Source organism: Streptococcus atopicus, assembly GCF_049166725.1.
GTDB lineage: Bacteria > Bacillota > Bacilli > Lactobacillales > Streptococcaceae > Streptococcus > Streptococcus hominis.
In genome coordinates this window covers 20281-45972 of the sequence record NZ_JBMHFC010000008.1, presented here as the reverse complement: position 1 = coordinate 45972, position 25692 = coordinate 20281, and the positions used below count along the sequence as shown (strand labels likewise).

Annotated in this window: 28 protein-coding genes, 1 pseudogene and 1 riboswitch; of the genes and pseudogenes, 27 read left to right on the top strand and 2 right to left on the bottom strand. The window is 39.3% G+C overall.

All coding sequences use genetic code 11. From position 1 onward, the window contains the following. Window positions 1–9: 9 nt before the first annotated feature. The 9 genes from ACOMA9_RS06515 (at window position 10) to ACOMA9_RS06475 (ending at window position 9472) form a co-directional block, all read left to right on the top strand. Window positions 10–498 (top strand): prolyl-tRNA synthetase associated domain-containing protein, encoded by a 489-nt coding sequence (locus ACOMA9_RS06515; RefSeq protein WP_151379945.1) that lies wholly within the window; start codon window positions 10–12, stop codon window positions 496–498. A gap of 102 nt (window positions 499–600) precedes the next feature. Beyond that, window positions 601–939 carry a preprotein translocase subunit YajC gene (yajC, locus tag ACOMA9_RS06510; RefSeq protein ID WP_330945254.1) on the top strand — a complete coding sequence of 113 codons (339 nt, stop codon included), beginning with the start codon at window positions 601–603 and terminating at the stop codon, window positions 937–939. Window positions 940–1284: 345 nt separating this feature from the next. Beyond that, entirely contained in the window at window positions 1285–2034 is a 750-nt protein-coding gene (locus ACOMA9_RS06505; protein ID WP_330945253.1) for an isoprenyl transferase, read from the top strand. Window positions 2035–2042: 8 nt separating this feature from the next. Further along, window positions 2043–2846, top strand: a complete 804-nt coding sequence (locus ACOMA9_RS06500; RefSeq protein WP_049507653.1) for a phosphatidate cytidylyltransferase — start codon at window positions 2043–2045, stop codon at window positions 2844–2846. 441 nt (window positions 2847–3287) lie between these two features. Continuing rightward, on the top strand, window positions 3288–4559 hold the full coding sequence (locus ACOMA9_RS06495) for a M50 family metallopeptidase (protein ID WP_330945266.1): 1272 nt from the start codon (window positions 3288–3290) through the stop codon (window positions 4557–4559). Window positions 4560–4592: 33 nt separating this feature from the next. Continuing rightward, window positions 4593–6452 (top strand): proline--tRNA ligase, encoded by a 1860-nt coding sequence (locus ACOMA9_RS06490; RefSeq protein WP_151379943.1) that lies wholly within the window; start codon window positions 4593–4595, stop codon window positions 6450–6452. Between the two features lie 264 nt (window positions 6453–6716). Continuing rightward, complete coding sequence (locus tag ACOMA9_RS06485) at window positions 6717–7355, top strand: CPBP family intramembrane metalloprotease (RefSeq protein WP_151379942.1); 639 nt, start codon at window positions 6717–6719, stop codon at window positions 7353–7355. 65 nt (window positions 7356–7420) lie between these two features. Continuing rightward, a complete protein-coding gene (locus ACOMA9_RS06480; RefSeq protein ID WP_151379941.1) occupies window positions 7421–8725 on the top strand; it encodes a bifunctional folylpolyglutamate synthase/dihydrofolate synthase in 1305 nt (434 codons plus the stop codon). Window positions 8726–8779: 54 nt separating this feature from the next. Further along, window positions 8780–8869: riboswitch (THF riboswitch) on the top strand. 33 nt (window positions 8870–8902) lie between these two features. After that, window positions 8903–9472: a folate family ECF transporter S component gene (locus ACOMA9_RS06475; protein ID WP_151379940.1), complete on the top strand. Its 570-nt coding sequence runs from the start codon at window positions 8903–8905 to the stop codon at window positions 9470–9472. A 66-nt stretch (window positions 9473–9538) separates the two neighbouring features. On the opposite strand, the gene pepA is transcribed toward ACOMA9_RS06475, so the two are convergent. Continuing rightward, window positions 9539–10603, bottom strand: a complete 1065-nt coding sequence (gene pepA / locus ACOMA9_RS06470) for a glutamyl aminopeptidase (protein WP_330945265.1) — start codon at window positions 10601–10603, stop codon at window positions 9539–9541. Between the two features lie 119 nt (window positions 10604–10722). Between pepA and ACOMA9_RS06465 the strand changes: the two genes are divergently transcribed. The 18 genes from ACOMA9_RS06465 to ACOMA9_RS06380 all read left to right on the top strand — a co-directional run bounded on the left by ACOMA9_RS06465 (window position 10723) and on the right by ACOMA9_RS06380 (window position 24895). Then, window positions 10723–11010 carry a DUF4651 domain-containing protein gene (locus ACOMA9_RS06465; protein WP_003028519.1) on the top strand — a complete coding sequence of 96 codons (288 nt, stop codon included), beginning with the start codon at window positions 10723–10725 and terminating at the stop codon, window positions 11008–11010. After that, window positions 11007–11324, top strand: a complete 318-nt coding sequence (locus ACOMA9_RS06460) for a thioredoxin family protein (RefSeq protein WP_151379938.1) — start codon at window positions 11007–11009, stop codon at window positions 11322–11324. Before ACOMA9_RS06465 ends, ACOMA9_RS06460 begins: the two co-directional genes overlap by 4 nt. Window positions 11325–11340: 16 nt before the next feature. Then, window positions 11341–11967, top strand: a complete 627-nt coding sequence (ytpR, locus tag ACOMA9_RS06455) for a YtpR family tRNA-binding protein (protein ID WP_421424961.1) — start codon at window positions 11341–11343, stop codon at window positions 11965–11967. 79 nt (window positions 11968–12046) lie between these two features. Continuing rightward, window positions 12047–12442, top strand: coding sequence for a single-stranded DNA-binding protein (locus tag ACOMA9_RS06450; protein ID WP_421424958.1), 396 nt, complete (start codon window positions 12047–12049; stop codon window positions 12440–12442). Window positions 12443–12737: 295 nt separating this feature from the next. Next, complete coding sequence (locus ACOMA9_RS06445; protein WP_421424957.1) at window positions 12738–13724, top strand: sugar ABC transporter substrate-binding protein; 987 nt, start codon at window positions 12738–12740, stop codon at window positions 13722–13724. Further along, on the top strand, window positions 13724–15037 hold the full coding sequence (locus tag ACOMA9_RS06440; protein ID WP_421424955.1) for a sensor histidine kinase: 1314 nt from the start codon (window positions 13724–13726) through the stop codon (window positions 15035–15037). Before ACOMA9_RS06445 ends, ACOMA9_RS06440 begins: the two co-directional genes overlap by 1 nt. Beyond that, complete coding sequence (locus ACOMA9_RS06435; RefSeq protein ID WP_421424952.1) at window positions 15030–15713, top strand: response regulator; 684 nt, start codon at window positions 15030–15032, stop codon at window positions 15711–15713. The genes ACOMA9_RS06440 and ACOMA9_RS06435 overlap by 8 nt, the downstream gene beginning before the upstream one ends. Continuing rightward, window positions 15710–16996 (top strand): ABC transporter substrate-binding protein, encoded by a 1287-nt coding sequence (locus tag ACOMA9_RS06430; RefSeq protein WP_421424951.1) that lies wholly within the window; start codon window positions 15710–15712, stop codon window positions 16994–16996. Before ACOMA9_RS06435 ends, ACOMA9_RS06430 begins: the two co-directional genes overlap by 4 nt. A 196-nt stretch (window positions 16997–17192) precedes the next feature. Next, on the top strand, window positions 17193–17627 hold the full coding sequence (locus tag ACOMA9_RS06425; RefSeq protein ID WP_126406291.1) for a PTS sugar transporter subunit IIA: 435 nt from the start codon (window positions 17193–17195) through the stop codon (window positions 17625–17627). Window positions 17628–17650: 23 nt separating this feature from the next. Beyond that, window positions 17651–18145, top strand: coding sequence for a PTS sugar transporter subunit IIB (locus ACOMA9_RS06420; protein ID WP_003030874.1), 495 nt, complete (start codon window positions 17651–17653; stop codon window positions 18143–18145). Window positions 18146–18177: 32 nt separating this feature from the next. Next, window positions 18178–19029: a PTS mannose/fructose/sorbose/N-acetylgalactosamine transporter subunit IIC gene (locus ACOMA9_RS06415; RefSeq protein ID WP_247906660.1), complete on the top strand. Its 852-nt coding sequence runs from the start codon at window positions 18178–18180 to the stop codon at window positions 19027–19029. 1 nt (window position 19030) lies between these two features. After that, window positions 19031–19861, top strand: coding sequence for a PTS system mannose/fructose/sorbose family transporter subunit IID (locus ACOMA9_RS06410; protein WP_106083476.1), 831 nt, complete (start codon window positions 19031–19033; stop codon window positions 19859–19861). A 15-nt stretch (window positions 19862–19876) separates the two neighbouring features. Next, a complete protein-coding gene (locus ACOMA9_RS06405) occupies window positions 19877–20167 on the top strand; it encodes a hypothetical protein (protein WP_057489563.1) in 291 nt (96 codons plus the stop codon). Between the two features lie 144 nt (window positions 20168–20311). Then, entirely contained in the window at window positions 20312–20593 is a 282-nt protein-coding gene (gene groES, locus ACOMA9_RS06400) for a co-chaperone GroES (protein WP_049533301.1), read from the top strand. A gap of 31 nt (window positions 20594–20624) precedes the next feature. Continuing rightward, window positions 20625–22247 carry a chaperonin GroEL gene (groL, locus tag ACOMA9_RS06395; RefSeq protein WP_049513151.1) on the top strand — a complete coding sequence of 541 codons (1623 nt, stop codon included), beginning with the start codon at window positions 20625–20627 and terminating at the stop codon, window positions 22245–22247. A 330-nt stretch (window positions 22248–22577) separates the two neighbouring features. Continuing rightward, window positions 22578–23345: an epoxyqueuosine reductase QueH gene (locus tag ACOMA9_RS06390; protein ID WP_106083475.1), complete on the top strand. Its 768-nt coding sequence runs from the start codon at window positions 22578–22580 to the stop codon at window positions 23343–23345. Between the two features lie 186 nt (window positions 23346–23531). Continuing rightward, window positions 23532–24170: a deoxynucleoside kinase gene (locus ACOMA9_RS06385; RefSeq protein ID WP_126406302.1), complete on the top strand. Its 639-nt coding sequence runs from the start codon at window positions 23532–23534 to the stop codon at window positions 24168–24170. Window positions 24171–24235: 65 nt separating this feature from the next. Next, window positions 24236–24895 carry an HD domain-containing protein gene (locus ACOMA9_RS06380; RefSeq protein WP_151379930.1) on the top strand — a complete coding sequence of 220 codons (660 nt, stop codon included), beginning with the start codon at window positions 24236–24238 and terminating at the stop codon, window positions 24893–24895. A gap of 72 nt (window positions 24896–24967) precedes the next feature. Here the strand turns inward: ACOMA9_RS06380 and ACOMA9_RS06375 are convergent. Next, a pseudogene (locus tag ACOMA9_RS06375) lies at window positions 24968–25483 on the bottom strand (DUF308 domain-containing protein). Window positions 25484–25692 lie beyond the last annotated feature (209 nt).

The window sequence follows — 25692 nt, the reverse complement described above, 5'->3', positions numbered from 1 at the left end:
GGTGTGAAGATGACAAAGGAAAGTATGATTTATCAGCTGTTAGATGAATTGAAAATTTCTTATGATCGTCTGGATCATGAACCAATTTCTTCCGTTATTGAGGTGGCTGAAAAGGGAATCGTCTTACCGGGGCAACAGGTCAAAAATCTCTTTTTGAAAAATAAAAAGGGACGTCAATTTTATTTGGTCATTTTGCGGGACGAAAAAATGGCAGATATCAAGCATTTGGCAGAAATCCTTGATGAAAAACGATTATCATTTGCCAATGATAAGGAGCTGGAGGAGCTTTTACAGGTAGAGCCAGGTGCGGTTACACCTTTTGGGCTGCTTTTTGATAAGGAAAAGAAAGTCCAGCTGATTGTGGACGAGGAGGTTGATCCGAACTCGACCGTGGGTTTTCATCCTTTTGTCAATACAACAACGCTCAATATCGATTATGCTGACTTTTTACGTTTTTTGGAAAAAGCAGAGCATACTGTCAAAAGAATTCGCTGCTAGTCAGGCTTAAAGAGGAATCCTTTTAGAAATTTCAGCCCCTCCTTGTAAATTCTCTAGGAATCTGCTATAGTAGATAATATATCAAATCTAAAGGAGACTAAAATGAGTAACGGTTTTTCAATTTTAATCATGTTGGTTGTGATGATGGGCTTGATGTTCTTCATGCAACGTTCTCAAAAGAAACAAGCAGACAAACGGATGGAGAGTTTGAACAAACTACAAAAAGGGTATGAAGTCATTACAATTGGTGGCTTGTATGGTACGGTTGATGAAGTTGATACTGAAAAGAAAACAGTTGTCCTTGATGTAGACGGTGTTTACTTGACATTTGAATTAACAGCTATTAAGACCGTATTGCCTCTCACAGAGGGAATCACAGCAGTTGCTGGTGCAGACGGAAGTGTTGATATGTCAGAAGATACAGCTATTGAAGAAGAATAGTAGTGTTTTAAGCTAGAAAAAGGGATTGGAGTTTCTCCAGTTCTTTTATTTTTGCTTGAAAAGGTTTCTTTTACAATTTATAAGAATAATTCTTTTTCTACTTTGACGTCGCCAATTAGCTATTTTGATGCCAAAGCCCAACCAAGTAACAAATATTCCCTTAGCAGAATAGGAATTTTAAAAAGATAAAGCATTTAATTTTTATCGTAAAATAATGTGAAAAAGAAGTTGGAGCCAAAAATTTCTATGTTTCGGCTTCTTTTTTATCTGAAATTTAGCATAAATCCCATTTTTAGAGGATTTATGATATAATGAAATGTAAAACTTTATTAGGAAAACAAGCAGATGTTTAGTTTTAAGAAAAGAGAAAAAATTGAAGTTCCATTACAAATACCGAAACATATCGGTATTATTATGGACGGGAATGGTCGTTGGGCTAAAAAGAGAATGCAGCCGCGCGTTTTCGGGCATAAGTCTGGAATGGAAACTTTGCAAAATGTTACCATTGCAGCTAAAGAGCTGGGGGTTCAAGTATTGACAGTCTACGCGTTCTCCACAGAAAATTGGTCGCGTCCTGAAAAAGAAGTCAGCTTTATCATGAACTTGCCGGTTGAATTTTACGACCGTTATGTGCCTGAGTTGCATAGAAATAACGTAAAAATTCAAATGATTGGAGATACAGAGCGGCTACCTAAGGCAACGTATGATGCGCTTTGCAAAGCAGAAGAATTAACGCGGCTCAACACAGGCTTGATTCTGAATTTTGCCTTGAATTATGGTGGCCGTGCTGAGATTGTTCAGGCGGTTAAAATGATTGCTCAAGATGTGTTAGATGCCAAGTTCAGTCCGGGTGAGATTGATGAAGAGATGATTGCCAATTATCTACAAACCAGCAATCTACCTCGATTATTGCGCGATCCAGATTTGGTCATTCGAACGAGCGGAGAATTGCGTTTGAGTAATTTTTTGCCTTGGCAAAGTGCATATAGTGAGCTGTATTTTACAGATATTTTATGGCCGGATTTTGATGAGAAAGCTTTGAAAGCAGCTATTGAAGAATATAGTAAACGAAATCGTCGCTTTGGTGGTGTGTAGGAGAATTTATGGATAAGGATTTACAAAGACGTGTTATTTTTGGCGGAGTGGCACTTGCTATCTTCATTCCAGTTTTGATGATAGGAGGCGCTCTTCTGCAAATTGGAATGGGGCTTCTAGCCATGTTGGGTGTTCATGAATTGCTGCAAATGAAAGGGCTGAGAAGTACCACACTAGAAGGTGTCTTAGCCATGTTAGCAGGTTTTGTGCTGACGATTCCACTCGAAAACTATTTGAAATTTTTGCCGGTAGACGGAAATGTTGTGGCCTATAGTTTAGTTGTTTTTCTTCTATTAGGCTCAACTGTTCTAGGGAAAAATTACAGTTTTGAAGATGCGGCTTATCCAATCGCTGCGAGTTTTTACGTGGGAATTGGCTTCAATGCTTTGCTAGATGCACGGGTGGCTGGTTTTGACAAAGTGCTTTTAGCCTTGTTTATCGTCTGGGCAACGGATAGCGGAGCTTACTTGGTCGGACGGAGATATGGCGTACGTCGCTTAGCTCCGCGAGTTTCACCAAATAAAACTGTTGAGGGCAGCCTAGGAGGCATTGCTTCAGCAGTCCTTCTAACATTTATTTTTATGTTGTTTGATAGAAACGTTGCCGCACCTCATCATATGTTTGTCATGCTTCTTTTCACAGTATTCTTTAGTATTGCAGGTCAGTTTGGGGACTTGGTAGAAAGTGCAATTAAGCGCCATTTTGGAGTCAAAGATTCTGGTAAATTTATACCCGGACATGGTGGTGTGTTAGATCGTTTTGACAGCATGCTGTTTGTCTTTCCCTTGATGCATTTCTTTGGATTGTTCTAATGAGAAGGATAAAATGAAGTGAGACAGACTAACGTGATTGTTTTATAGTCACTCACAGAAAAATGAAATCTGAGAAGATGACGTAAAGAATCAATATTTCGCAAGAAATTGATTTTGTCATTTCACTTTATGCAGTTGACTAGGGGTTGGTCGTCATACCTTGCGTAGCAAGGGATTAGAACTGCCACTCAGCAGTGATTGATTGGCACTAAAGTACCTAATCAATTGTGCATGGGAACTCTAAATTGACTAAAGTTAACAGAGTTTCTCACCACTGCGTTTTGTAGTAAAAATAATATATTGTAAGAGTCTGGGGAACGTTCATCCCAGCCTCTTTGTGAATGAACTTTATAAGGAAATCTTAAGCCGAGTGAAGTATTCTTGATTTGCTGGGTGCAATTCAGTAAGATGATCGTGTCAGAAAGTAGAAAGGTTGGTGTAATGCAGTCAGGTATTATAGGAATTATCACCTTTATCATTGTTTTTGGAATTATTGTGGTCGTTCATGAGTTTGGACATTTCTATTTTGCGAAAAAATCGGGTATTTTGGTGCGGGAGTTTGCTATCGGAATGGGCCCGAAAATTTTTGCTCATATCGGAAAAGACGGTACGGCTTATACCATTCGAATGTTACCGTTGGGTGGCTATGTTCGTATGGCTGGTTGGGGCGAAGATTCGACCGAGATTAAAACCGGAACACCTGCTAGTTTGACTTTAAATGAAGCAGGTAAGGTCGTCCGAATCAATCTTTCGGGCAAGAAAATTGATCAAACTGCTCTGCCGATGAATGTGACGGGCTTTGATTTAGAAAACAAGCTTGAAATCACTGGTTTGGTACTAGATGAACAAAAAACCTATGCGGTTGACCATGATGCAACAATCGTAGAAGAAGACGGCACAGAGGTTCGGATTGCTCCGCTTGATGTGCAGTATCAAAATGCTAGTTTAGGCGGGCGCCTCATTACCAACTTTGCAGGACCGATGAACAATTTCATTTTGGGGATTGTAGCTTTTCTGTTGTTGATTTTCATGCAGGGTGGCGTTGCCAATCCCAATACAAATCACATTCGTGTCTTACAGGACGGAGCCTTGGCACAAGCTGGTGTAAAAAATAACGACCAGATTTTAAAAGTTGGTCAAGCCGAAATTAAGAATTGGTCGGATTTGACCCAAGCTGTTCAGTCTGAGACGAAAAACAATAAAGGGCAATCAGAACTAAATGTGACGGTTAAAAGCGGAAATAAAGTTCGAGAGCTGACAGTTAAGCCTAAAAAAGAGCAAGGAAGATATCTATTAGGAGTGATGCCGGGCTTGAAATCAGATTTTCCGTCTATGATCGCGGGTGGGTTTAGCATGGCTTGGAACGCTAGTTTCCGCATCTTTGACGCTTTAAAAAATTTAATTTTCCACCCAGACATCAATAAACTAGGCGGTCCTGTGGCGATTTACAAAGCCAGTAGTGACGCTGCTAAAGGCGGTCTTGAAAGTGTTATCGCTTTATTAGCTATGCTATCTCTAAATATTGGTATTTTTAATCTCATTCCTATCCCAGCGCTTGACGGTGGAAAGATTGTGCTCAATCTTCTTGAAGTCATTCGTCGCAAGCCATTGAAACAGGAAACAGAAACCTATGTCACTTTAGCAGGTGTCGCCATTATGGTGGTGTTGCTGATTGCGGTGACCTGGAATGATATTATGAGAACCTTCTTTTAAAAGGTGCATTTAAAATAATAAAAGGAAGAATTTATGAAACAAAGTAAAATGTTAATCCCAACACTACGTGAAATGCCTAGTGATGCACAAGTCATCAGTCATGCACTTATGCTGCGCGCGGGCTATGTCCGCCAAATTTCAGCAGGTGTTTACTCTTACTTACCATTGGCTAATCGCGTGATCGAAAAAGCAAAAAAAATCATGCGGGAAGAATTTGAAAAAATCGGTGCGGTCGAAATGTTAGCTCCAGCCCTCCTTAGTGCTGATCTTTGGCGTGAATCAGGTCGTTACGATACCTACGGTGAAGATCTCTATAAGTTAAAAAATCGCGAAGGTTCAGATTTTATCTTGGGGCCCACTCATGAAGAAACATTCACCGCAATTGTACGGGATTCTGTAAAATCTTATAAGCAATTACCGCTCAATCTTTATCAGATTCAGGCTAAATATCGTGATGAAAAGCGTCCTCGCAATGGCTTATTGCGGACACGTGAATTTATCATGAAAGACGGTTATAGCTTCCATGCCAATTATGATAGCCTAGATGTGACTTACGATGAGTATAAGACTGCCTACGAGAATATTTTTACCCGAAGTGAGGTTGATTTCAAAGGGATTATCGGTGACGGTGGTGCTATGGGTGGAAAGGATAGCCAAGAATTTATGGCCATTACACCTGACCGTACCGACCTTACGCGCTGGGTTGTTCTAGATAAGTCAGTCACTAGTTTTGATGAAATTCCGACAGATGTACAAGAAGCGATAAAAGAAGAATTGACGAGCTGGTTGGTGTCTGGTGAAGATACTGTTGTTTATTCGAGTGAGTCAGGATATGCTGCAAACCTTGAAATGGCAACAAATGAATACAAACCAAGTAATCGTGTCGTGGCAGAAGAGGAATTGATTCGTGTAGAAACCCCAGATTGCAAGTCAATTGATGAAGTCGCTGCTTTTCTTCATGTTGATGAAAGTCAAACAATCAAAACCTTAGTTTACATTGCTGACGAAAAGCCTATCGTGGCTTTGCTTGTCGGAAATGATCAACTGAATGAAGTGAAGTTGAAAAATTATCTAGGTGCTGATTTCTTTGAACCGGCAAGCGAAGAAGAAGTTCGTGAACTGTTTGGAGCAAACTTTGGATCTCTTGGACCCGTTCATCTTCCAGAAGATGTTCAAATCATCGCAGACCGCAAGGTAGAAGACATCCGCAATGCAGTCGCTGGTGCGAATGAAGACGGTTATCATTTGACAGGTGTCAATCCAGGGCGAGACTTCACAGCAGAATATGTAGATATTCGCGAGGTGCGTGAAGGAGAAGTTTCACCAGACGGACAAGGCGTTTTGAAATTTGCACGCGGCATTGAAATTGGACATATCTTTAAATTAGGAACTCGTTATTCAGAAAGCATGAATGCGACGGTTTTAGATGAAAATGGTCGTGCAGTTCCTGTCGTAATGGGCTGCTATGGTATTGGTGTTAGTCGCCTCTTATCAGCTGTTATGGAGCAACATGCACGTCTCTTTGTCAATAAAACGCCAAAAGGAGACTATCGCTATGCTTGGGGAATCAATTTTCCAAAAGAATTGGCGCCGTTTGATGTGCATCTAATCCCTGTAAATGTCAAAGACGAGGAAGCTCTTGCCTTGACAGAACAACTAGAAGCAGAGCTGGTCAAAGCTGGCTACGAAGTTTTGACAGATGACCGTAACGAACGTGCTGGTGTGAAATTCAGTGACAGTGACTTGATTGGTTTACCGATTCGTGTGACTGTTGGGAAAAAAGCAGCTGACCGCATCGTTGAAGTCAAAATCAAAGCGACAGGTGATACCATTGAAGTTCATGTTGACAATCTTCTTGAAACACTTGCAATCTTAACGAAGAAAGACAAATAAATAGGTCTGGAATAAGAACTAAATTATCATTCAAAAACAGACAAAATCTTAATTGGAGATAATCCAAAAGAGATTTTGTCTGTTTTTTTGAGTTGTCACTTTACGTCGACTTGTTGGTGTGGGACAAAGAATGACTGCTAAGGGAAATGTGTTTTATTTTTCTTTCATTTTTTACTATTTGAAGATAAAAAATAACTTTTTAGGGCGTCTTCTGAGGAAATCTTTGGAATATTTTATACTAAAAAGGTAGAAAAAGGAGTTGAAATGAGAAAGATAAAAAATATTCTTCAAATGAGTTTGCTAATCGTTTTGACACAGATTACTTTGGTCTTGCTGACGACACCCTTGTCCAAATCATTAACTTTTCAGCAGTCCAGTTTTGTGTTTTTGTTCATTTTATTTTTTGCTGGCTTGCTTTATTTTCGCTATTTTTCCAGAGAATTAACAAATTTTAAATCAGAGATCTTAACGGCTCGTTACTGGCCCCTACTGCGATTATCCTATCTCATGATGGTATTTATCAATGCTATAGGAGCTTATCTGATGATATTGGAGGGGATGACAGCAGCGTCAGAAGGTCAACAACTGCTCCTGAGCCTGTTTGTCCACTCGTCTCTTTTCTTATTAGGTGTTGATATAGTAGCTCTCGTGCCTGAGGTGCGGTCATTCATTATTCATTTTTTTGTGTCAAAAGATCAAGCACGAACGAGTTTTGTGATAGGGAGTTTGTTGTTTATCCTTTTACGAAATCCAGCTGATTTGACTTGTTTTATTGTTTATACAGGTTTAGGGAGTTTACTTTCTTTCTTGATTTTCAAGCCAACTCTTCGTTTGGAATTTTCCATTTTCAGTCATTTGGTGCGCAATAGCTTTTCTCTTCTTTTCTTGATTATTTTTTGGTAAATTGTTTTGTAGAAATCCCACTTCTATGATAAAATGAGAGCATTATAGATTGGATGAGAAGAGCAATGATACAAAAAGAAAAACAGTTAGAATGGTTGCAACAGCACCAAACAAAAGAGCCACATTTGGGCTTAGAAAGAGTGCGACGACTATTATCGCTGCGAGGCAATCCTCATTTACAAATATCAGTCATTCATGTGGCAGGTACCAATGGAAAAGGCTCAACGATTGCACATTTACGTCAGCTATTGCAAGCAAAGAAACTGCGTGTAGGAACGTTTACATCGCCTTATCTTCTTAACTATAATGAGCAAATTGCAATCAATGGTTTGCCTATTTCAGGCGAAGACTTTTATTCTTTGTTGCAATCTTATCAAGAGTTATTAAAAAAGCAGGCAGATGATACGATATTGCAGGAAATAACAGAGTTTGAGATTATTACGGCATTGGCTTATGATTATTTCTGCCAGCAAGAGGTAGATGTGGTCATAATGGAAGTAGGTCTGGGTGGTTTATTGGACAGTACCAATGTGTGTCAACCGGATTTGACAGCTATTACGACAATCGGACTAGATCACACAGCTATTTTAGGTACGACATTAGAAGACATTGCCAAGCAAAAAGCGGGGATTATCAAGCAAGGTGTGCCGGTAGTGACAGGGAAGATTTCTTCAGAAGCACTGGCAGTTATTCACACTATTGCTCAGCAATATCAGGCACTCCACATACGATATAAGAAAGATTATCAGGTGGAGTCTGTGCAAGGCTTAGAAGAGGGAGAAAAATTTCGTTTTTCAAATGCATTTCGACGAAAAGAGGACTATCAAACTGTTCTTTTGGGCGTTCATCAGGTTGAGAATGCGGGACTGGCAATTGAACTGTGCGATCAATATTGCAGCTTGAAAGGTTTACCATTGTTGAGTGAAAATGAGGTGCGACGGGCATTGAAACGAACGTATTGGCCTGCTCGCTTGGAGAAAATTTCAAAAGCACCCTTGATCTTGCTGGACGGGGCGCACAATCCTCATGCACTGAAAGCTCTGCTTGCTTCCCTAGAAAGCCATTTTCCAGATTATCAAAAAACGATTTTATTTACATGTATTCAAACTAAGGCGTTGGATGAAATGCTTGCTTTACTAAAAATGGTTCCCACATCTCGCGTACTTTTGACAACTTTTGAGGATTCACGGAGTTTTTCAACAGGAGAAATGCAATGTTTGGCAAAGCGAGAAAAGTTAGCATATGTAGAGTGGTTGCCTTATTTGGAGCAATACAAAAAAGCCAAGCATGGAGAGAAAGAGCTGCTGCTTATCACAGGCTCCCTCTATTTCCTTGCAGAAGTCAGAAAATATCTACTGAATGATAGATAAAAAATAATTTTCTAACTAAATAAAATATGATAGAATAAAAGAGCAATTTGTTTGCACAGAGTAAGTGGTCTGCGTTAAGTGTGTATGGATGGGATGTTGCCATACAACGAAACATTTGTGCGGTAGGCCATTGCATCCGCTGTCATTTTGACGGCTCCCGAAAGAAAAGGAGCGAATATGAAAAAAAACTCGCCAAAGTTATCGGTGCAACTATTGGTTGCCCTCGCAATGATTGTGGCTCTTTGTTTTGTCTTAGAGAAGTTTTCAATCTTTGTCATCCCTCGTTTGCTGAAGCTGAGTCCAGCTTTTATCGGTTATACCCTTATGGGAAGTGTCGCTGGTCCGGTTTTATCTGGTCTGGTTTCTGCCGTATATGATATGCTTTCCTTTTTCTTTTTGAGTCAGGGGCAACCATTCATTATCTGGTTTACATTGATTGAAGCCTTGCAAGGTATTCTCTATGGTTATTTCTTTTATGGCAAAGAATTACGATTTGAACGGAAGAAAGACTGGCTTTGGGTGACACTAGCAACTGTCGCTGTTATGGGAGTGGGGACCTTTACCTTAACGCCCTTAGCTCTCCATTTACAATATGGAGTACCCTTTGTTGCACTATACGCTACTCGGGCATGGTCTGTTTTTGAAATTCCTTTACGAGTATTTGTGACAATGCTCATTGTCCCACAGTTGCAACGAATCCCCGAATTACGTAAATTGATGGGATTAAGCAATAAGCAAAAAAGATAAAAGCAGAAAAAAGGCTGAGACATTCTGTCCACAGCCTTTTCAAATACGAATTTTTAATCTAACGTATTAATAGTTTTTTATCAAATCAACGGTTGAACGATCCAATTTCTTAACAAGAGCTTGTAAGAAAGCTTGAGCTTGTAGAAAGTCGTCCATTGCGTAGAGTGTTTGATGAGAATGAATGTAACGTGCACAAACACCAATAGTTGTAGAAGGCACACCACCGTTTTTGAGATGAGCAGCACCAGCATCGGTTCCGCCTTTACCACAGTAGTATTGGTATTTGATACCTGCTTCTTCTGCGGTTGTCAAAAGGAAATCTTTCATATTTGGCAACATGAGGTGACCTGGGTCAAAGAAACGAATCAGAGTCCCTTCTCCGATAGCTCCTTGATCTCCGTAAATGTCGCCAGCAGGCGAACAGTCTACTGCAAAGAAAACTTCTGGGTCAAACTTAGTCGTTGAAACATGGGCTCCACGCAAGCCGACTTCTTCTTGGACATTGGCTCCAACATAGAGTTCATTGCCAAGTTTTTGTCCAGCTAGAGCTTGAACCAGTTCACTTACCATGAGGACACCGTAACGATTGTCCCAAGCTTTTGAGATAACGTTTTTCCCATTAGCTGTGAGAATAGCAGAGCTATCTGGTACAATCGTATCGCCTGGACGAATGCCGTAGCTTTCAGCTTCTGCTTTATCAGCAAATCCACCGTCAAAAACAATATCTTCAATCCTTGGTAGACTTGGTCCACCTGTTCCACGAGTCAAATGTGGAGGAACAGATCCTGAAATGACAGGAATTGCAACTCCAGAGCTAGTAAAAAGTTTAAAGCGTTGGCTGCTAACGACGAGTGGATTCCAGCCACCAATTTGCACCACACGAAAAGTTCCGTCGGGTTTGATTTCACTCACCATGAAGCCAACTTCATCCATGTGGGCAGCTACTAAGACACGCGGTGCATCAACAGTCTCTGAATGTTTCACTCCAAAAATGCCTCCTAAGCCGTCTGTTATAACTTCATCTACGTGGGGAGTGATTTTTTCACGCAAATACTTGCGAACAGGTGCTTCGTGTCCTGAAATAGCAGCAATTTCTGTGACTTCTTTGATTTTTGAAAATAATTCTGACATCATTAACCTTCTTTCTATTCTTATTTTATCATTTTCTATCATAGTTGGGTAGCGTTCAAAGATAAAAAACAATAGTGTTTCGATTTGTCCCAATTTCTCTTTTGTGTTAAAATATTGTCATGAAAGCTAAAAAAATTTTATTAACAACAGCTGCACTTGCAGGAGTAGGGATTGCAGCTTATGCGACTAAAAAAACATTGGACGAACGAAAAGAAGCTGAGCAGCGTGAGCAATTAGTTGCTGAAATTCGGGAAAGTTTGTCTGAATGGGGTCCGATTGCCACATTGTATGTGCAATTATACAAGTCAGACGAACACCGATTGGTTGGTGGTGTAGTATATGAAGATGATCGCCATATTTCATTTGTGTATGAAAATGGTGAATTGACCTATGAGGAAGAACAATGATTATTCCAGCAAATATAGAAGAATTGGCATCATTTGTGAAACGCGAAAGAAAGACTGTGTTCTTTTTCACAGCCGAGTGGTGTGGAGACTGTCGTTTTATTAAACCTTTTTTGCCTGAGATTGAAGCAGAGAATCCTGATTTTACCTTTGTTGAGGTCAATCGTGACGTTTATATGGAAGTTGCCAAAAAGTGGGATGTGTATGGGGTTCCTAGCCTAGTAGTCCTAGAAAATGGACAAGAAATTGGCCGTTTTGTTAATCGCGAGCGAAAAACGCAGACGCAAATCAATGAATTTTTAGCCCAGTTAAACTGAAGATATAGGAGAAATAATGATTTTTGCATATAATAAAGAGCATGTGGGTGACGTGCTAATGGTGATTGTTGAAGACGGTCAAGCTGCTAAGTTAGCTGCTGAACGCAAGGGCAACGTAGCGCGTGTTTATCGTTTGGACAATGGAGAAACGGTTGCTTGGAATATTTTTCAGATTTCTAATCTTGTTAATATTACCGAACGCGGTCAAGTCTTTTTGACAGATAAAGAAATTTCAATTCTGAATCAAGAATTGAGCCAAGCAGGTTTTGAGCCAGAATTGGTCAATGACCTTGAGCCGAAATTTGTGGTTGGTGAAATTGTGGAAATGGTAGCTCATCCAGATAGTGACCACCTTAATATTTGTCAAGTAAAAGTAGCAGCAGATAAAGTGATTCAAATCGTAGCAGGAGCGCCTAATGCTAAAGTAGGTCTCAAGACGATTGTGGCGCTTCCGGGTGCTATGATGCCAAAAGGAAACTTGATTTTCCCTGGTGAGTTGCGTGGAGAAAAGAGTTTTGGTATGATGTGTAGTCCTCGCGAATTGCAATTGCCTAATGCTCCGCAAAAACGTGGGATTATTGAATTAGCAAGTTCAGAAGTGGTAGGAACAGCATTTGATCCAACTAAGCATTGGCAAGGGTAAAATAGAAATTAAGTTTTAATCGTGAATTTTCACGATTTTTTCTTTTCTCTTACGAATAAATAGTTAGGAGGAAAAGAAAATGTATAATAAAGTAATTTTAATTGGTCGCTTGGTGAATACACCAGAGTTAAACAAAACAGCTAATGATAAATCTGTGGCGCGTGCAACCCTTGCTGTCAATCGTCGCTACAAAGGGCAAAATGGTGAACGAGAAGCGGACTTTGTAAATGTCGTTGTCTGGGGCAAGTTAGCCGAAACTTTGGCAAGTTATGCAAGTAAAGGCAGCTTGATTTCGCTAGACGGTGAACTTCGCACTCGCCACTATGAGAAGGACAATGTTACCCACTATGTTACAGAAGTACTTTGCAATGGCTTCCAGCTATTAGAAAGTCGTGCACAGCGAGCTCTTCGTGAAAATAATGCAGGTGCAGACTTGGCAGATTTGCTTCTGGAAGAAGAGGAATTGCCATTTTAATAAAGATAAGCTAGGCTGGATAAAATTCAGTTTAGCTATTTTTAGTTGGTGAAAAATAATCAACATTTTATACTTTTAACAAAGTACGAATAACATGCGCAAGATAGAAGTCAACAGTCTGAGAAGGTGTTGTATTTGATTTCAACTTGAGTTTAAAAACAAGGAAGTTAGGGGGGGTTCAAGTTTTCACACTTCTTTTTCTTGGCGAGGTTTTGCTTTTTTGTATAAATATAATATAATAAACCTAGATAAAACAAAGTTTTCTGTTTAAGATTGCTGTTAATAAGGAGAAAAAATGGGAGCAGGTAAAGGAAAAAAGCAATATCCCTATTATCGTAAATATCTATTATTTTTTCTGTTTGTCTTCGTCTTGGCTGGTTTAGTTTTCCTCTATGTAAAAGGGAATTCATCAGATAGCAAGCAAGTCAAGATAGGAGCGACCTATATGACGATGAACAATGATTTTTATAAAACCTTAAATGCTGAAATTGAGAAAAAAACCAATCAACAAGGAAGTCGACTTTATGTGCGGGACCCAGAATTAGACGAAGACAAGCAAAGTCAGCAGATTGATTATTTTGTTCAAGAAAGAGTAAATGTGATTGTTATAAACCCAGTTAAGAGTGACAGTCCAAAGATTCTGACTTCTTTAAATAAAGCCAGAAAAGCGGGAATCAAGATTATTGTTGTGGATGCACCTGTTAGCAAAGATGCTAAAGTTGATACTACTATTGTGTCAGACAATTATCAAGCCGGTGTGTTGATAGCAAACGATATGATGAAACGATTGTCAAGTGCGAAGATTTTACTATTGGAACATCATAACGCTGTGTCTGCGATGGATCGGATTCAAGGATTTTTAGATACGATTAAAGGGCATCCTGCTTATCAGGTGGTTTCTAAGCGGGAAACATTGGGGCAGACGGAAGAAAGTATGCCTCAAGTAAAAAAAGCATTGAACGAAGGAATGCAATTTAATGTGGTCATGTCTTTAAATGATCGTGCTGCAATCGGAGCTCTCGCAGCCATAAAAGATCAAGGTGTGACAGACAAGATTGCAATTTATGGCGTAGATGGCTCGCCTGATATTAAGAATTTCCTTGCCAACACCAATGATATTCAAGGAACGGTTGCCCAGTCTCCGATTCAAATGGGCAGAAAGGTGACAGAAGTGATTGAGCGCATGATGAAGCATCAATCTTACAAAAAGGAGTACCTGATTCCTGTTCATTTGGTGAATAAAGATAACATTGGGCAATATACAATTACAGGGTGGCAATAATGAGACAAAATAGAAGTATCTTTTATAGCAAAATTGCTTTGATGGTCATCAATTTTATTGCCATTGTTTATAATGCCTCTATTTATCTTTTTGCAACGAATTATGTAGTGGCAAAAGGATATGCTCATTCACTGTTAGGACGTTTAGATGCTATACCAGGATCGCCGAGTTTTAGCTTTTGGATGTCTATTGCTTTTTATGCTTGCTTATTGTTGGTTTTTTATTACCGTGAGAAGCATCCAAATCAGCTATCCGTTTATGATAAAGTAACTATTATTGAGATTTTGCTGATGTTAGTTATCTTTTCTGTCTTGCATTCTTCTTATAATGGTCTGATTCTCTTAGTTTTTGCAGATATTTTTTATGGTTCCAAAGAATTTAACACCTCAAAAGATCGGAAATACTGGTTTTCCTTTATCATTTTGAGTTTTACCATGTTACTCTTATCCAACTATGATTTAATGTCGCTTTTTGTTAAATTGCCTTCGTTAGATACTTATATTCGCTTTTGTCCAGAATCGATTCGCATGGCCCTCCTTTTTGGAAAGAATTTTCTCTTTTCACTGAATCTAGTTGTCTTTATGATTTCTTTGCTCTTTTATATTTTATCTGCAATGACCGAAAAGCACCATATTGAAGAAGAACTGCGGATGGCGGCACAAGCCAATCGCGAGTTGAATAGTTATTTAGCCTTATCTGAAAAAATTGCGGAAGACCGTGAAAGAAAACGAATCGCTAGAGAAATTCATGATACATTAGGGCATGCTTTGACAGGAATTTCAGCTGGGATTGATGCGGTTAAAGTACTGGTGGATATTGACAAAAATCGTGCTAAGGAGCAGTTGGAAAATGTTTCTGTGGTTGTGCGAGACGGTATCCGCGATGTGCGAGGCTCGCTCAATAAAATGCGTCCCGGCGCTCTAGAAAACAATAGTTTAAAAGAAGCGCTGCTCAAAATTATTCGAGAGTACGAAGCCATTTCTAATTTGGAAATTCATTTTCGCTATGAATGGGCCACAATTGATTTGGATGTTGCAAAAGAAGATATTGTCTTTCGGGTGATTCAAGAGTCCATTACCAATTCGGTACGGCATGGGCATGCCAAAACGGTTTGGATTGAGTTATTAGAAGAAGAGAATTATATCATGACCATTCAAGACGATGGAGTCGGCTTTGATGAGCTTTACTATGGTTATGGTCTCAAACAAATGCAGGAGCGTTTGGCGATTATTGGTGGGAATGTTCATTTTGAAAATCGCAACGGTTTCTATACTCATATTGAAATTCCGAAAATAGGAGGAAAAAATGATTAAAGTTTTAATAGCAGATGATCAAGCCTTGATTCGTGAGTCTTTACAGATTATTTTATCAGCTCATGCAGATATTGAAGTGGTAGGAACAGTCGGTGACGGCAAGGAAGTGCTCGAAAAACTTCACCATGTACATCCAGATGTGATTTTGATGGACATTCGAATGCCTGTTATGGACGGTGTTCTCTGTACAAAGGCAGTCAAAGAACACTATCCAGATATCAAAATTATTATTCTAACAACTTTCGATGACGATGATTTCATTTTTTCAGCATTGAAATACGGAGCTTCTGGTTACATTTTAAAAGGAGTTTCTACTGAAGAATTGTATCAAGCTATTCAAACGGTTCACAAAGGTGGTGCTATGATTAACCCTAACATTGCTACCAAAGTGTTTAAAATCTTTTCACAAATGGCACAGTCCAATTTTGCTATTTCTGTTGCCGAAGAAAATGTAGAAGATATGAGTCAGACTGAGTGGAAGATTATCCAACAAATTGGTTTTGGAGTTTCAAACAAGGAAATTGCAGCGAAGTTGTTCTTGTCTGAAGGGACAGTGCGGAATTACTTGTCAGGTATTCTGACGAAATTAAATTTGCGAGATCGCACGCAATTAGCTATTTGGGCTGTGCAGACAGGTGTTACCCAACGTGATTTTAGTAAGGACAATGACAAATGAAGTGGCGGATGAGGTATTTGACGATGTTCATCTCGGCTCTCCTTTTAGTGACCCTTAGCTTTGTTTTATGGACTTCCAATCAAAAAAAGATTTTGCGAATTGGAGTGTATGCAGGCAGTAGCTGGGACGTTCCGAATAGTCGTGAGAATAGAGTGTTAGACAATATTATTCGCCAATTTGAAAAGTCATATCCAAACGTCAAAGTCGTCTATGAGAGCGGTATTCCTAAAAAAGACTATGACAATTGGCTAGCAGAAAAGATTCTAAAAGGTGAGCAGGCAGATGTATTTATGGTGCCTGAAAATGATTTTTCTATGTTAGCGGCTTCTGGGGCTTTTAAATCCTTGGATTCTTTGATTAGTAAGGAAGAGGCTGCAGCTTACTATCCAGTTGCTTATCAAGCTGGGCAATATCAGGGACACAGTTATGCTTTACCGATTGAAAGCAATCCTATCATGATGTGTGTCAATAAGGATTTGCTGGAAAAAGAAGGCATTTCGATTCCTGATTCCAATTGGACTTTAGAAGACTTATATGCAATTTGTCAAAAAGTCACAAAGGATACAAATGGTGACGGTTTGATTGACCAGTATGGCATTACGGATTATACTTGGAAACAGGCTCTGGTAGCTTATAATGGGCATTTGAGAAATCAAAGTGGTGTCAATGTTGATAGTGTAGAAATGCATCAAGCACTCTCTTTTATCAGTAAATTGGATTCATTAAATCAACGGTACAAGGTAACGTCAAATGATTTTGATGAAGGTAAGGTAGCCTTTTATCCCATGAGTTTGGCTCAATATCGAACCTATAAACCCTATCCCTACCATGTGGCAAAATATTCTAGATTTTCTTGGACCTGCATTCCTATGCCAGCCGCTAAAGCGGGCATTCCTGCGACCCAAGTGAAAACGTCTCTTTTTGCTATGTCTTCAAAGACAAAACAGGATAAATTAGCTTGGGAGTTTATGAAATTGCTGTGTCAAAATCAAAAAAATCAGCAAGAACTATTTGCAAAATCACAAGGGACCTCTGTCTTGACATCAGTTGTCAAAAGCAGTCAGACGAAAAAGATTTTACAGGCAGATGATTTTGGGTTGGATTCATTGACATCGCAACGACTGGATCATATGATGAAGCATTCGGTGTTAGATATTAGCAGAGACTTAGATTATCATTCTTTGGAACGACTGGATTATTTACTGGGAAATGCTCTCAAAAACAATGAAATAGACAGTATCTTACCAAGTATTCAAAGGGAAATGGAAGAAACAGGCAAATAGAGATTTAACGAAGAATAAATATCAAAATAGTCAGATGAGAGATTTAGCTCAAAGCTGGCTATTTTTCTTTTTGAAAAACTATATGACATTTGTCATATTTTAACTAACAAATGTCATCTTTACAAAGTGACATTTGACAATGTGAAACCGGTTCCATATTTAGTAAAATAAAGACAGAAATGAAGGAGGAAAGAACATGAAATATCTAGTACTAGTCAGTCATGGTGGACTAGCAGAAGGTGTGCAAAGCTCATTGAAGATGTTTGCTGGTGATAAGACCGACCAAGTCATTGCAGTAGGTCTAAAAGAAGGCAAGTCTGTTGATGATTTCGCTCTTGATTTTCGTCAAGCGTTAGCAAATCTGGGAACAGAAGATACGGTTTTGGTGTTGGCAGACATTGTCGGAGGAAGCCCTTTGACGACAGCTTGCAACGTTTTGTCAGAACTTGGCAAGTTAAACACGGCAGTCGTACTTGGTGGTCTCAATTTGACAATGGCACTCACAGGCTTAGTAATGAAAGATATGTTGGAAGGAAAAGGCTTGGCACAAGCCATTCTCTCAGAAGCATCCGCAGCTCTGCAAGAATTTGATGTGATTGCTAGTGATGAAGATGACGAAGATGACATTTAAGAAGAAATAAAAGGAGATTTATCATGACAATTTCATTTGTACGTATTGATGACCGTATGATTCACGGTCAAACAGTAACTCGTTGGGCAAAAGAATATCCTTGTGACGGCTTGGTTGCTGTCAATAATGCTGCAGCAGGAAATGCAGTTTTGAAACAAGCCTACAAAGCAGCTTCTGATAAAAAAACATTCGTTTGGACAAAAGAAGCATGGAAAGAAAAATCACAAAAGGTATTGGATTCCGATAGTCGCTATTTCTTGATTACTAAAAATCCAATTGACATGAAAGAAATACTAGTTGATCAAGGTTTTGTGCCTGGCGATATCAAAGAAATTATTGTTGGTCCAGCCAATGACCGTCCAGGAGCTATTAAATTAGGAAATAACCAATCCATCACACAAGAGGAAGCGGAAGCGCTTGAAGCGATTCAAAAAGCTGGCTATAAAGTGAAATTCCAACTCTTGCCAGATGTGTCTATTGGCTACTGGGACGATTTCAAATCTAAATTTGGTTTTTAAAAAAATATAATAAGCATTAAGGAGGCTTTATTATGACAATTTCGTGGTTTCAAGCCGCTTTACTAGGGTTATTTGCCTGTCTGTCATCTATGCCTGGTTTAGGTGGTACTTCCATTGGTAACTATACTCTTGGACGCCCACTTGTAGGTGGCTTAGTTTCAGGACTGATCCTAGGAGATGTGAAATTAGGTGTCATCTGTGGGGTTGCAATGCAGCTCGTTTATATCGCTTTGGTAACACCTGGTGGTACGGTTTCAGCTGACGTTCGTGCGGTTTCTTATATTGGGATTCCTCTGGCAATGGTTGCTATTCAATCACAAGGACTGTCACTTGACTCTGCAGATGCTGCTAACTTGGCTAAATCAATGGGAACACTCGTTGGTACAGTCGGTACAGTTCTTTTCTATGGTACAGCTACCATGAACTTGCTTTGGCAACATATTGGTTGGAAAGCTGTTGAAAAAGGTGAGTTTAAACGCTTATATGTAGTAGACTGGGGCTTCCCTTGGATTTCACACTTGGTATTCTCATTCTTGCCAACCCTCATTATGTGTAAATTAGGTGCAGATGCAGTTACGGCTTTAAAAACGGCACTTCCATTGGATGGTATTCCAATGAAAACCCTCTTTACAGTCGGTTCTCTCCTTCCATGTGTCGGAATTGCAATCCTCTTGAAACAAATTGTTGAAAAAGCTGTCGATTTCATTCCATTCTTTGTTGGATTTACATTAGCAGCTTCATTAGGACTTAACCTTGTATCTTGTGCAGTCATTTCATTGATTTTCGCAGTATTATTCTATGAAATTCAAATGGCTAAAAATGTAAGAGCACAAGCAGCCGCAAGTGCAAGTTTTGATGATGACGACGATGAGGAGGATATTTAAAATGGTTAAATTAACGAAAAAAACATTAGGAAAATCTTTCCATCATTGGTATTATGGGAACTTAACTTGCTTCTCACAAGAACATATGCAAACATTTGGTTACCTAGCTTCAATGCTGCCAATCGTGGAAGAATTATATCCTAAAAAAGAAGACCAAGCCAAAGCAATGCACACTTACACTGCATTCTTCAACACAGAACCTCAATTAGGTGCATTGATTGTAGGGATTACAGCGGGTTTAGAAGAAGCGCGTGCGAATGGGGCTGATGGAGTAGATGATGAAACAATCAACGGTCTTCGTGCTGGTCTGATGGGACCTGTTGCAGGAATTGGTGATTCACTGATTGTTGGTACCTTGATTCCGATTATACTAGGTATTGCTCTCGGTTTGTCAAATGGTGGTTCGCCACTTGGTGCGATTTTCTATATCGTGGTTTGGAACTTGCTCGCCTACTTTGGTATGAAATTCGCCTACTTTAAAGGGTACGAACTAGGAGATAAAGCGGTTGAATTTCTTGTAGGCCCTCAAGGACAAGCTATCCGTAAGTCTGTGTCTATCATTGGTGGTATGGTCATCGGTGCTGTTGCAGCGACATGGGTACCTGTTAAGACAGCTTTCAAATTGAAAGACTCTTCAGGAAAGGCTTTCTTGGTACTGCAAGATCAATTAGATGGTGTTTATCCAGGTCTATTGACAGCTTTGTTTATCGTCTTTTGCTGGTGGTTGATGGCGAAGAAAAACTTTTCACCAATCAAAGTAATGTTGCTTCTTGTTGTAGTAGCCTTCCTTGGTGTATTGGTTGGATTCTTCAACCCAGGATTGAAATACTAAAAATAGGAGAAAATTATGACAGAACAAGAATTGATTCAAGGATATGAAACGGAAATTCAATATCAAAAACACATGATTGAAAATCTCGGACGTTGGTTTAGTCTCTTCTTTACCATTGCTAGTATCGGTCTTGTTCTGGTCTATTTTTTCCATCAAATCAATCTCATTGCCTTTGTTCTTGGAATAATCCTAGCAGTGTTGGGAATATTAGCCATGCTCGTTTTTGGCTATGGTATTTATAAAGGACGATTGAATCTCAAAAAAGTCATTGATGATTTTGAAGAAAAATTAAGATTGGTTCGATAAAAATTTATTTGCTTTCCCCCTAAAAACTTTGTCGTTTGACAGAGTTTTTTTCTTGACTATTTCTGACCAAGTGATACAATAGAAAATGTAAATATTAGCACTCGCACTAATGGAGTGCTAAAACAAGATATTGGAGGTAAACAAATGCTTAAACCATTAGGTGACCGTGTGGTCTTAAAAATAGAAGAAAAAGAACAGAAAGTTGGTGGTTTTGTCATTGCAGGTGCAGGGCAAGACGCCACAAAGACGGCAAAAGTTGTGGCTGTCGGGGAAGGGATTCGTACACTCAACGGTGAACTCGTTGCTCCAAGCGTAAAAGCTGGTGATACCGTTCTCGTTGAAAGCCACGCGGGAATTGATGTTAAAGACGGCGAAGAAAAGTACCTCGTTGTCAATGAAGCAAATATTCTAGCGATTGTTGAATAAATAAAAATTTATAGAAAGAGGAATTGTAAAAATGGCAAAAGATATTAAATTTTCAGCGGATGCAAGAAGCGCCATGGTGCGTGGTGTTGATATTTTGGCAGATACCGTTAAAGTAACCTTAGGCCCTAAAGGGCGCAATGTCGTTCTTGAAAAATCATTTGGCTCACCACTCATCACAAATGACGGTGTCACCATTGCAAAAGAAATTGAACTCGAAGATCATTTTGAAAATATGGGAGCTAAGTTGGTGTCAGAAGTTGCATCAAAAACCAATGATATCGCTGGTGACGGAACAACTACTGCGACTGTGTTGACCCAAGCAATTGTCCGCGAAGGGATTAAAAATGTAACGGCTGGTGCAAACCCAATTGGCATTCGTCGTGGTATTGAAACAGCTGTTGCAACAGCTGTTGAAGCCTTAAAAGCAAACTCTGTTCCGGTTTCTAATAAAGAAGCCATTGCGCAAGTTGCAGCTGTCTCATCACGTTCTGAAAAAGTCGGAGAATACATTTCTGAAGCCATGGAAAAAGTTGGCAACGACGGTGTCATCACTATTGAAGAATCAAAAGGAATGGAAACAGAGCTAGATGTTGTTGAAGGTATGCAGTTTGACCGTGGCTATCTTTCTCAATACATGGTAACAGATAATGAAAAAATGGTTGCTGATTTAGATAATCCATATATCTTGATTACAGATAAGAAGATTTCCAATATCCAAGAAATTCTTCCTTTGTTGGAAAATATTTTGAAAACAAGCCGTCCGCTTTTGATTATCGCAGATGATGTAGACGGTGAAGCTCTTCCAACTCTTGTGTTGAATAAAATCCGCGGTACTTTCAATGTAGTCGCTGTGAAGGCACCAGGATTTGGGGATCGTCGTAAAGCGATGCTAGAAGATATTGCTATCTTGACTGGCGGTACAGTGATTACAGAAGACCTTGGTCTGGAGTTGAAAGATGCAACCATTGAAGCACTTGGTCAAGCCTCAAAAGTGACTGTCGACAAAGATAGCACTGTTATCGTTGAAGGATCTGGTGATGCAGAAGCGATTGCCAACCGTGTGGCTGTCATTAAGTCACAAATCGAAAGTTCTACATCTGACTTTGACCGTGAAAAGCTCCAAGAACGCTTAGCGAAATTGTCAGGTGGTGTGGCTGTCATCAAAGTTGGTGCTGCAACAGAAACAGAACTCAAAGAAATGAAACTCCGTATTGAAGATGCCCTCAATGCAACTCGTGCAGCTGTCGAAGAAGGGATTGTTTCAGGTGGTGGAACAGCCTTTGTCAATGTTTTAAGTGCCGTTGAAGCACTAGACTTGTCAGGTGACGAAGCAACTGGTCGCAACATCGTTCTTCGAGCATTGGAAGAACCTGTTCGTCAAATCGCTCTAAATGCAGGATTTGAAGGTTCTATCGTCATTGACCGCTTGAAAAATTCGGAAGCAGGGACTGGTTTCAATGCTGCTACCGGTGAATGGGTGAATATGATTGATGCAGGAATTATTGACCCAGTCAAGGTTACTCGTTCTGCTCTTCAAAATGCAGCTTCAGTAGCGAGCCTCATCTTAACAACTGAAGCAGTTGTTGCTAACCAACCAGAACCAGCTAGCCCCGCTCCAGCAATGGATCCAAGTATGATGGGCGGCATGATGTAGTTTAAGAAATACCGTTCTTAATCATGTTCAATTTTGTACAAGATTACTTTTATATTAAAGTGTAAGCGTGTCCTCAAGGATATTAAAAAGAGAAGTGGTGATGGATTCAATAAATCCAAGCTCGCTTCCCTTTTTATTATTTTTTAGTTTGGGCACATAAGGTAGGTACAGAGAAGACAAACGAAACAGAATGATTGTTCATTGAATATTAGAGATTTATTCTCTCTTGCTGAATAAATTCGTGTTGCCTGAGAATGATATTCTATTCTGTCTATTTGTCACTACTCTCTTTCTGTGGTAAAATAGTGATACATTTCTAAGGAGAAAACGATGATTGATGTTGAAGCCATTCTGAGCAAGATGAATCCCAATCAAAAGATCAATTACGACCGCGTGATGCAAAAAATGGTCAAAGTTTGGGAGGCGGACCAGAAGCGTCCTACGGTTTTAATGCACACCTGCTGTGCGCCTTGCTCCACTTATACGCTGGAGTATTTGACCCAGTATGCGGACGTGACGGTTTATTTTGCTAATTCAAATATTCATCCCAAAGCTGAATACCAGCGCCGTGCCTATGTTGCCCAAAAATTTGTTCACGATTTTAATGAAAATACTGGTAATCATGTTCAATATTTAGAAGCCCCCTATGAGCCACAAGAATTTTTCCGAACAGTACACGGTTTGGAAGAAGAGCCGGAAGGTGGCGATCGTTGTAAAGTTTGCTATGATTATCGCTTGGATAAGACAGCGCAAGTGGCGGTTGATTTGGGATTTGATTATTTTGGAAGCGCCTTGACAATCAGCCCTCATAAAAATTCGCAGACGATCAATAGCGTTGGAATTGAAGTGCAGAAAGTTTACGCAACGCAGTATCTTCCTAGTGATTTCAAGAAAAATCAAGGCTATAAGCGCTCGGTCGAAATGTGCGAGGAGTACGACATTTACCGCCAATGCTATTGTGGTTGTGTATTTGCAGCACAAGCGCAAGGAATTGACCTCATTCAGATTAAAAAAGATGCGACAGCTTTTTTGAAAGGGAAAGATTTAGAAAAAGATTATTCGCATATTAAATTTACTGTCACGAATGGAGAATCCTAAAAATAACGCTTGTATTGGAGCTAATTGTGCTTCTTTGTACAAGGTTATTTTTGTTTATACATTTAGAAGTTTTATATCTTGACGTCATCAATATATTGTGTTATCATCTTCTTTGGCACAATATATGGTGGTTTGGCTGAGGCTGATAACCTGATATTGGATAGATTTGGGAGGTGCAGGAAGATAGTGATTATTTTAGCGGGCATGATTGGGGTAGGAAAGACGACCTACACTTATCGATTAGCCGAGGAATTAGGAACACAGCCTTTTTTTGAGCCTGTAGAAGAAAATCCTATTTTGGATAAGTATTATGAAGACCCTGATAAGTATGGTTTTGCTTTGCAGATTTATTTTCTAAATAAACGCTTTAAAATGATCAAAGCGGCTTATCATGATGACAACAATATTCTAGATCGTTCTATTTATGAAGACGCTTTGTTTACTTATATCAATACACTCAAGGGAAGTATCAGTGAGCAAGAGTATGATATCTACTTGGAACTTTTGGACAATATGATGGAAGAAATCCAAGGTCTGCCTAAGAAAGCGCCAGATTTGTTGATTTATTTAGACGGTAGCTTCGATCACATTATGGACAATATCAAAAAACGTGGTCGCGATTATGAGCAACCAAATGAAGAAAATGGACTCGCTGACTACTATCAACTGCTTTACAAGCATTATCAAAATTGGTATGAGGATTACAATTACAGTCCTAAAATGAGAATTGCAACAGATAATTTGGATATTGCAGATCCAAATGATTGGAATCAAGTCTACCAACAAATTCAAGAAAAAATGAGAACAATTGGGCTTGAGAAATAAATTCAATCAAGAAAGTCTCGAAATCACTTCGAGATTTTTGTATATATAAATAAAAAGGGAGATAGATGATAACGGATAGACAAGCGAAAATTCTTCAAGAAGCAAGAGATTTTGTTTATGCTGAATTGAAAGACGAGATGAGTGGGCATGACTGGTGGCATATTGTGCGTGTCACAAACAATGCTGTAGAAATTGCCAAACAAGAACAAGCAGATGTTTTTATTTGTGAGCTAGCTGCCTTGCTGCATGATATAGCTGACGGGAAATTAAATGAGAATGAAGGGGTGGGCTTGCAAAAGGTCAAGCAATGGCTACAGAATCATCAGGCTTCAGATGAGGAAACAGCTCATGTACTGGAGATTATTGCAACGATGTCATTTAAAGGTGGTCATCAAGAGAAGAATGTCAGCACTTTGGAGGGGAAAATTGTTCAAGACGCCGACCGTTTAGATGCGATTGGAGCGATTGGAATAGCGCGAGCTATGGCTTATTCTGGATATACGGGCAGACCCATTCATGACCCTGCCTTGCGACCACGAGAAGATATGACGATAGAAGAATATCGAAGCAATCAAGGAACAGCAATTCTACATTTTTATGAAAAGTTGTTGAAGTTAAAAGATTTGATGAATACAGACTATGCTAAGCAAATAGCAATAGGTCGCCATCACTTTTTGGAAGAATACTTAGAGCAATTCTACGCAGAATGGGATGCGAAAAAGTGATAATTAAAGAGACGAAAAAGCTGAGAATATGATTTCCCAGCTTTTTTGAATGCGATAGAAATAGCAACTAGATTATTTACGAAAGGCATCAATAATGTAGGTGAAGCCAGCAACTAAAAATGCAAAGGCAACGACATAAACGATAAAGACACTTGTAGCTACTGGATTGAACAGAATCACTAGACCTAGTAAAAATGCAAGCAAGGCTATCTATATGATATGGCTACCAATAATAGGGAAAATCAATCCCAGACGATTGCCTTTAAAGAAAGCAATAATGGCTTCTACAATTAACCAAATTCCTAAAATGGTTGGGATGACGACTGGCAAGGTCACAAAGCCATAAGCAACGAGGTAAAGAGCTAAGAGAAGATTAACAAACCCTTGGAAAAGATAAACAGGTGAGCGAAGCTCTTTTGGTACAGAGAAATAGCCTAAAATAGTTGCTATAGAAGCAACCAGTAAACCAAATGCAATCCACCAGCTGTAAGCAACAAGATTAGCTGCTGGGTTTGTAAATAGAAAAAGTGCTAAAAGGACAAAAACAACTCCTGCAAGGAATAGCAATAAACGATTAGAAAATTTCATTTCAATACCCCCCTATATAGTATAGTTTGAGGATGAAAGCATTTTAACTTTTTTGATGGGAGATGTCAAGAAAGGGAATAGATAGTTTGAGAATTTTAGTATGGCTTTTTGTGGAACAAAAAAGGCTGTTTTATTATTTTTTGTAACTATAACAAGGTTAGAAGATTATAAGTGAGAACAACAAAAAAGCCTATCATATAGGCTTTCTA

Coding starts and splice junctions, on each gene's coding strand:
- ACOMA9_RS06505 (WP_330945253.1), top strand. CDS start 1,285: ATGTTTAGTTTTAAGAAAAGAGAAAAAATTGAAGTTCCATTACAAATA.
- ACOMA9_RS06430 (WP_421424951.1), top strand. CDS start 15,710: ATGAAGTGGCGGATGAGGTATTTGACGATGTTCATCTCGGCTCTCCTT.
- ACOMA9_RS06515 (WP_151379945.1), top strand. CDS start 10: ATGACAAAGGAAAGTATGATTTATCAGCTGTTAGATGAATTGAAAATT.
- ACOMA9_RS06495 (WP_330945266.1), top strand. CDS start 3,288: ATGCAGTCAGGTATTATAGGAATTATCACCTTTATCATTGTTTTTGGA.
- ACOMA9_RS06425 (WP_126406291.1), top strand. CDS start 17,193: ATGAAATATCTAGTACTAGTCAGTCATGGTGGACTAGCAGAAGGTGTG.
- groL (WP_049513151.1), top strand. CDS start 20,625: ATGGCAAAAGATATTAAATTTTCAGCGGATGCAAGAAGCGCCATGGTG.
- ACOMA9_RS06475 (WP_151379940.1), top strand. CDS start 8,903: ATGAAAAAAAACTCGCCAAAGTTATCGGTGCAACTATTGGTTGCCCTC.
- groES (WP_049533301.1), top strand. CDS start 20,312: ATGCTTAAACCATTAGGTGACCGTGTGGTCTTAAAAATAGAAGAAAAA.
- ACOMA9_RS06415 (WP_247906660.1), top strand. CDS start 18,178: ATGACAATTTCGTGGTTTCAAGCCGCTTTACTAGGGTTATTTGCCTGT.
- ACOMA9_RS06380 (WP_151379930.1), top strand. CDS start 24,236: ATGATAACGGATAGACAAGCGAAAATTCTTCAAGAAGCAAGAGATTTT.
- yajC (WP_330945254.1), top strand. CDS start 601: ATGAGTAACGGTTTTTCAATTTTAATCATGTTGGTTGTGATGATGGGC.
- ACOMA9_RS06390 (WP_106083475.1), top strand. CDS start 22,578: ATGATTGATGTTGAAGCCATTCTGAGCAAGATGAATCCCAATCAAAAG.
- ACOMA9_RS06440 (WP_421424955.1), top strand. CDS start 13,724: ATGAGACAAAATAGAAGTATCTTTTATAGCAAAATTGCTTTGATGGTC.
- ytpR (WP_421424961.1), top strand. CDS start 11,341: ATGATTTTTGCATATAATAAAGAGCATGTGGGTGACGTGCTAATGGTG.
- ACOMA9_RS06460 (WP_151379938.1), top strand. CDS start 11,007: ATGATTATTCCAGCAAATATAGAAGAATTGGCATCATTTGTGAAACGC.
- ACOMA9_RS06490 (WP_151379943.1), top strand. CDS start 4,593: ATGAAACAAAGTAAAATGTTAATCCCAACACTACGTGAAATGCCTAGT.
- ACOMA9_RS06405 (WP_057489563.1), top strand. CDS start 19,877: ATGACAGAACAAGAATTGATTCAAGGATATGAAACGGAAATTCAATAT.
- ACOMA9_RS06500 (WP_049507653.1), top strand. CDS start 2,043: ATGGATAAGGATTTACAAAGACGTGTTATTTTTGGCGGAGTGGCACTT.
- ACOMA9_RS06435 (WP_421424952.1), top strand. CDS start 15,030: ATGATTAAAGTTTTAATAGCAGATGATCAAGCCTTGATTCGTGAGTCT.
- ACOMA9_RS06420 (WP_003030874.1), top strand. CDS start 17,651: ATGACAATTTCATTTGTACGTATTGATGACCGTATGATTCACGGTCAA.
- ACOMA9_RS06465 (WP_003028519.1), top strand. CDS start 10,723: ATGAAAGCTAAAAAAATTTTATTAACAACAGCTGCACTTGCAGGAGTA.
- ACOMA9_RS06485 (WP_151379942.1), top strand. CDS start 6,717: ATGAGAAAGATAAAAAATATTCTTCAAATGAGTTTGCTAATCGTTTTG.
- ACOMA9_RS06445 (WP_421424957.1), top strand. CDS start 12,738: ATGGGAGCAGGTAAAGGAAAAAAGCAATATCCCTATTATCGTAAATAT.
- ACOMA9_RS06480 (WP_151379941.1), top strand. CDS start 7,421: ATGATACAAAAAGAAAAACAGTTAGAATGGTTGCAACAGCACCAAACA.
- ACOMA9_RS06410 (WP_106083476.1), top strand. CDS start 19,031: ATGGTTAAATTAACGAAAAAAACATTAGGAAAATCTTTCCATCATTGG.
- ACOMA9_RS06450 (WP_421424958.1), top strand. CDS start 12,047: ATGTATAATAAAGTAATTTTAATTGGTCGCTTGGTGAATACACCAGAG.
- pepA (WP_330945265.1), bottom strand. CDS start 10,603: ATGTCAGAATTATTTTCAAAAATCAAAGAAGTCACAGAAATTGCTGCT.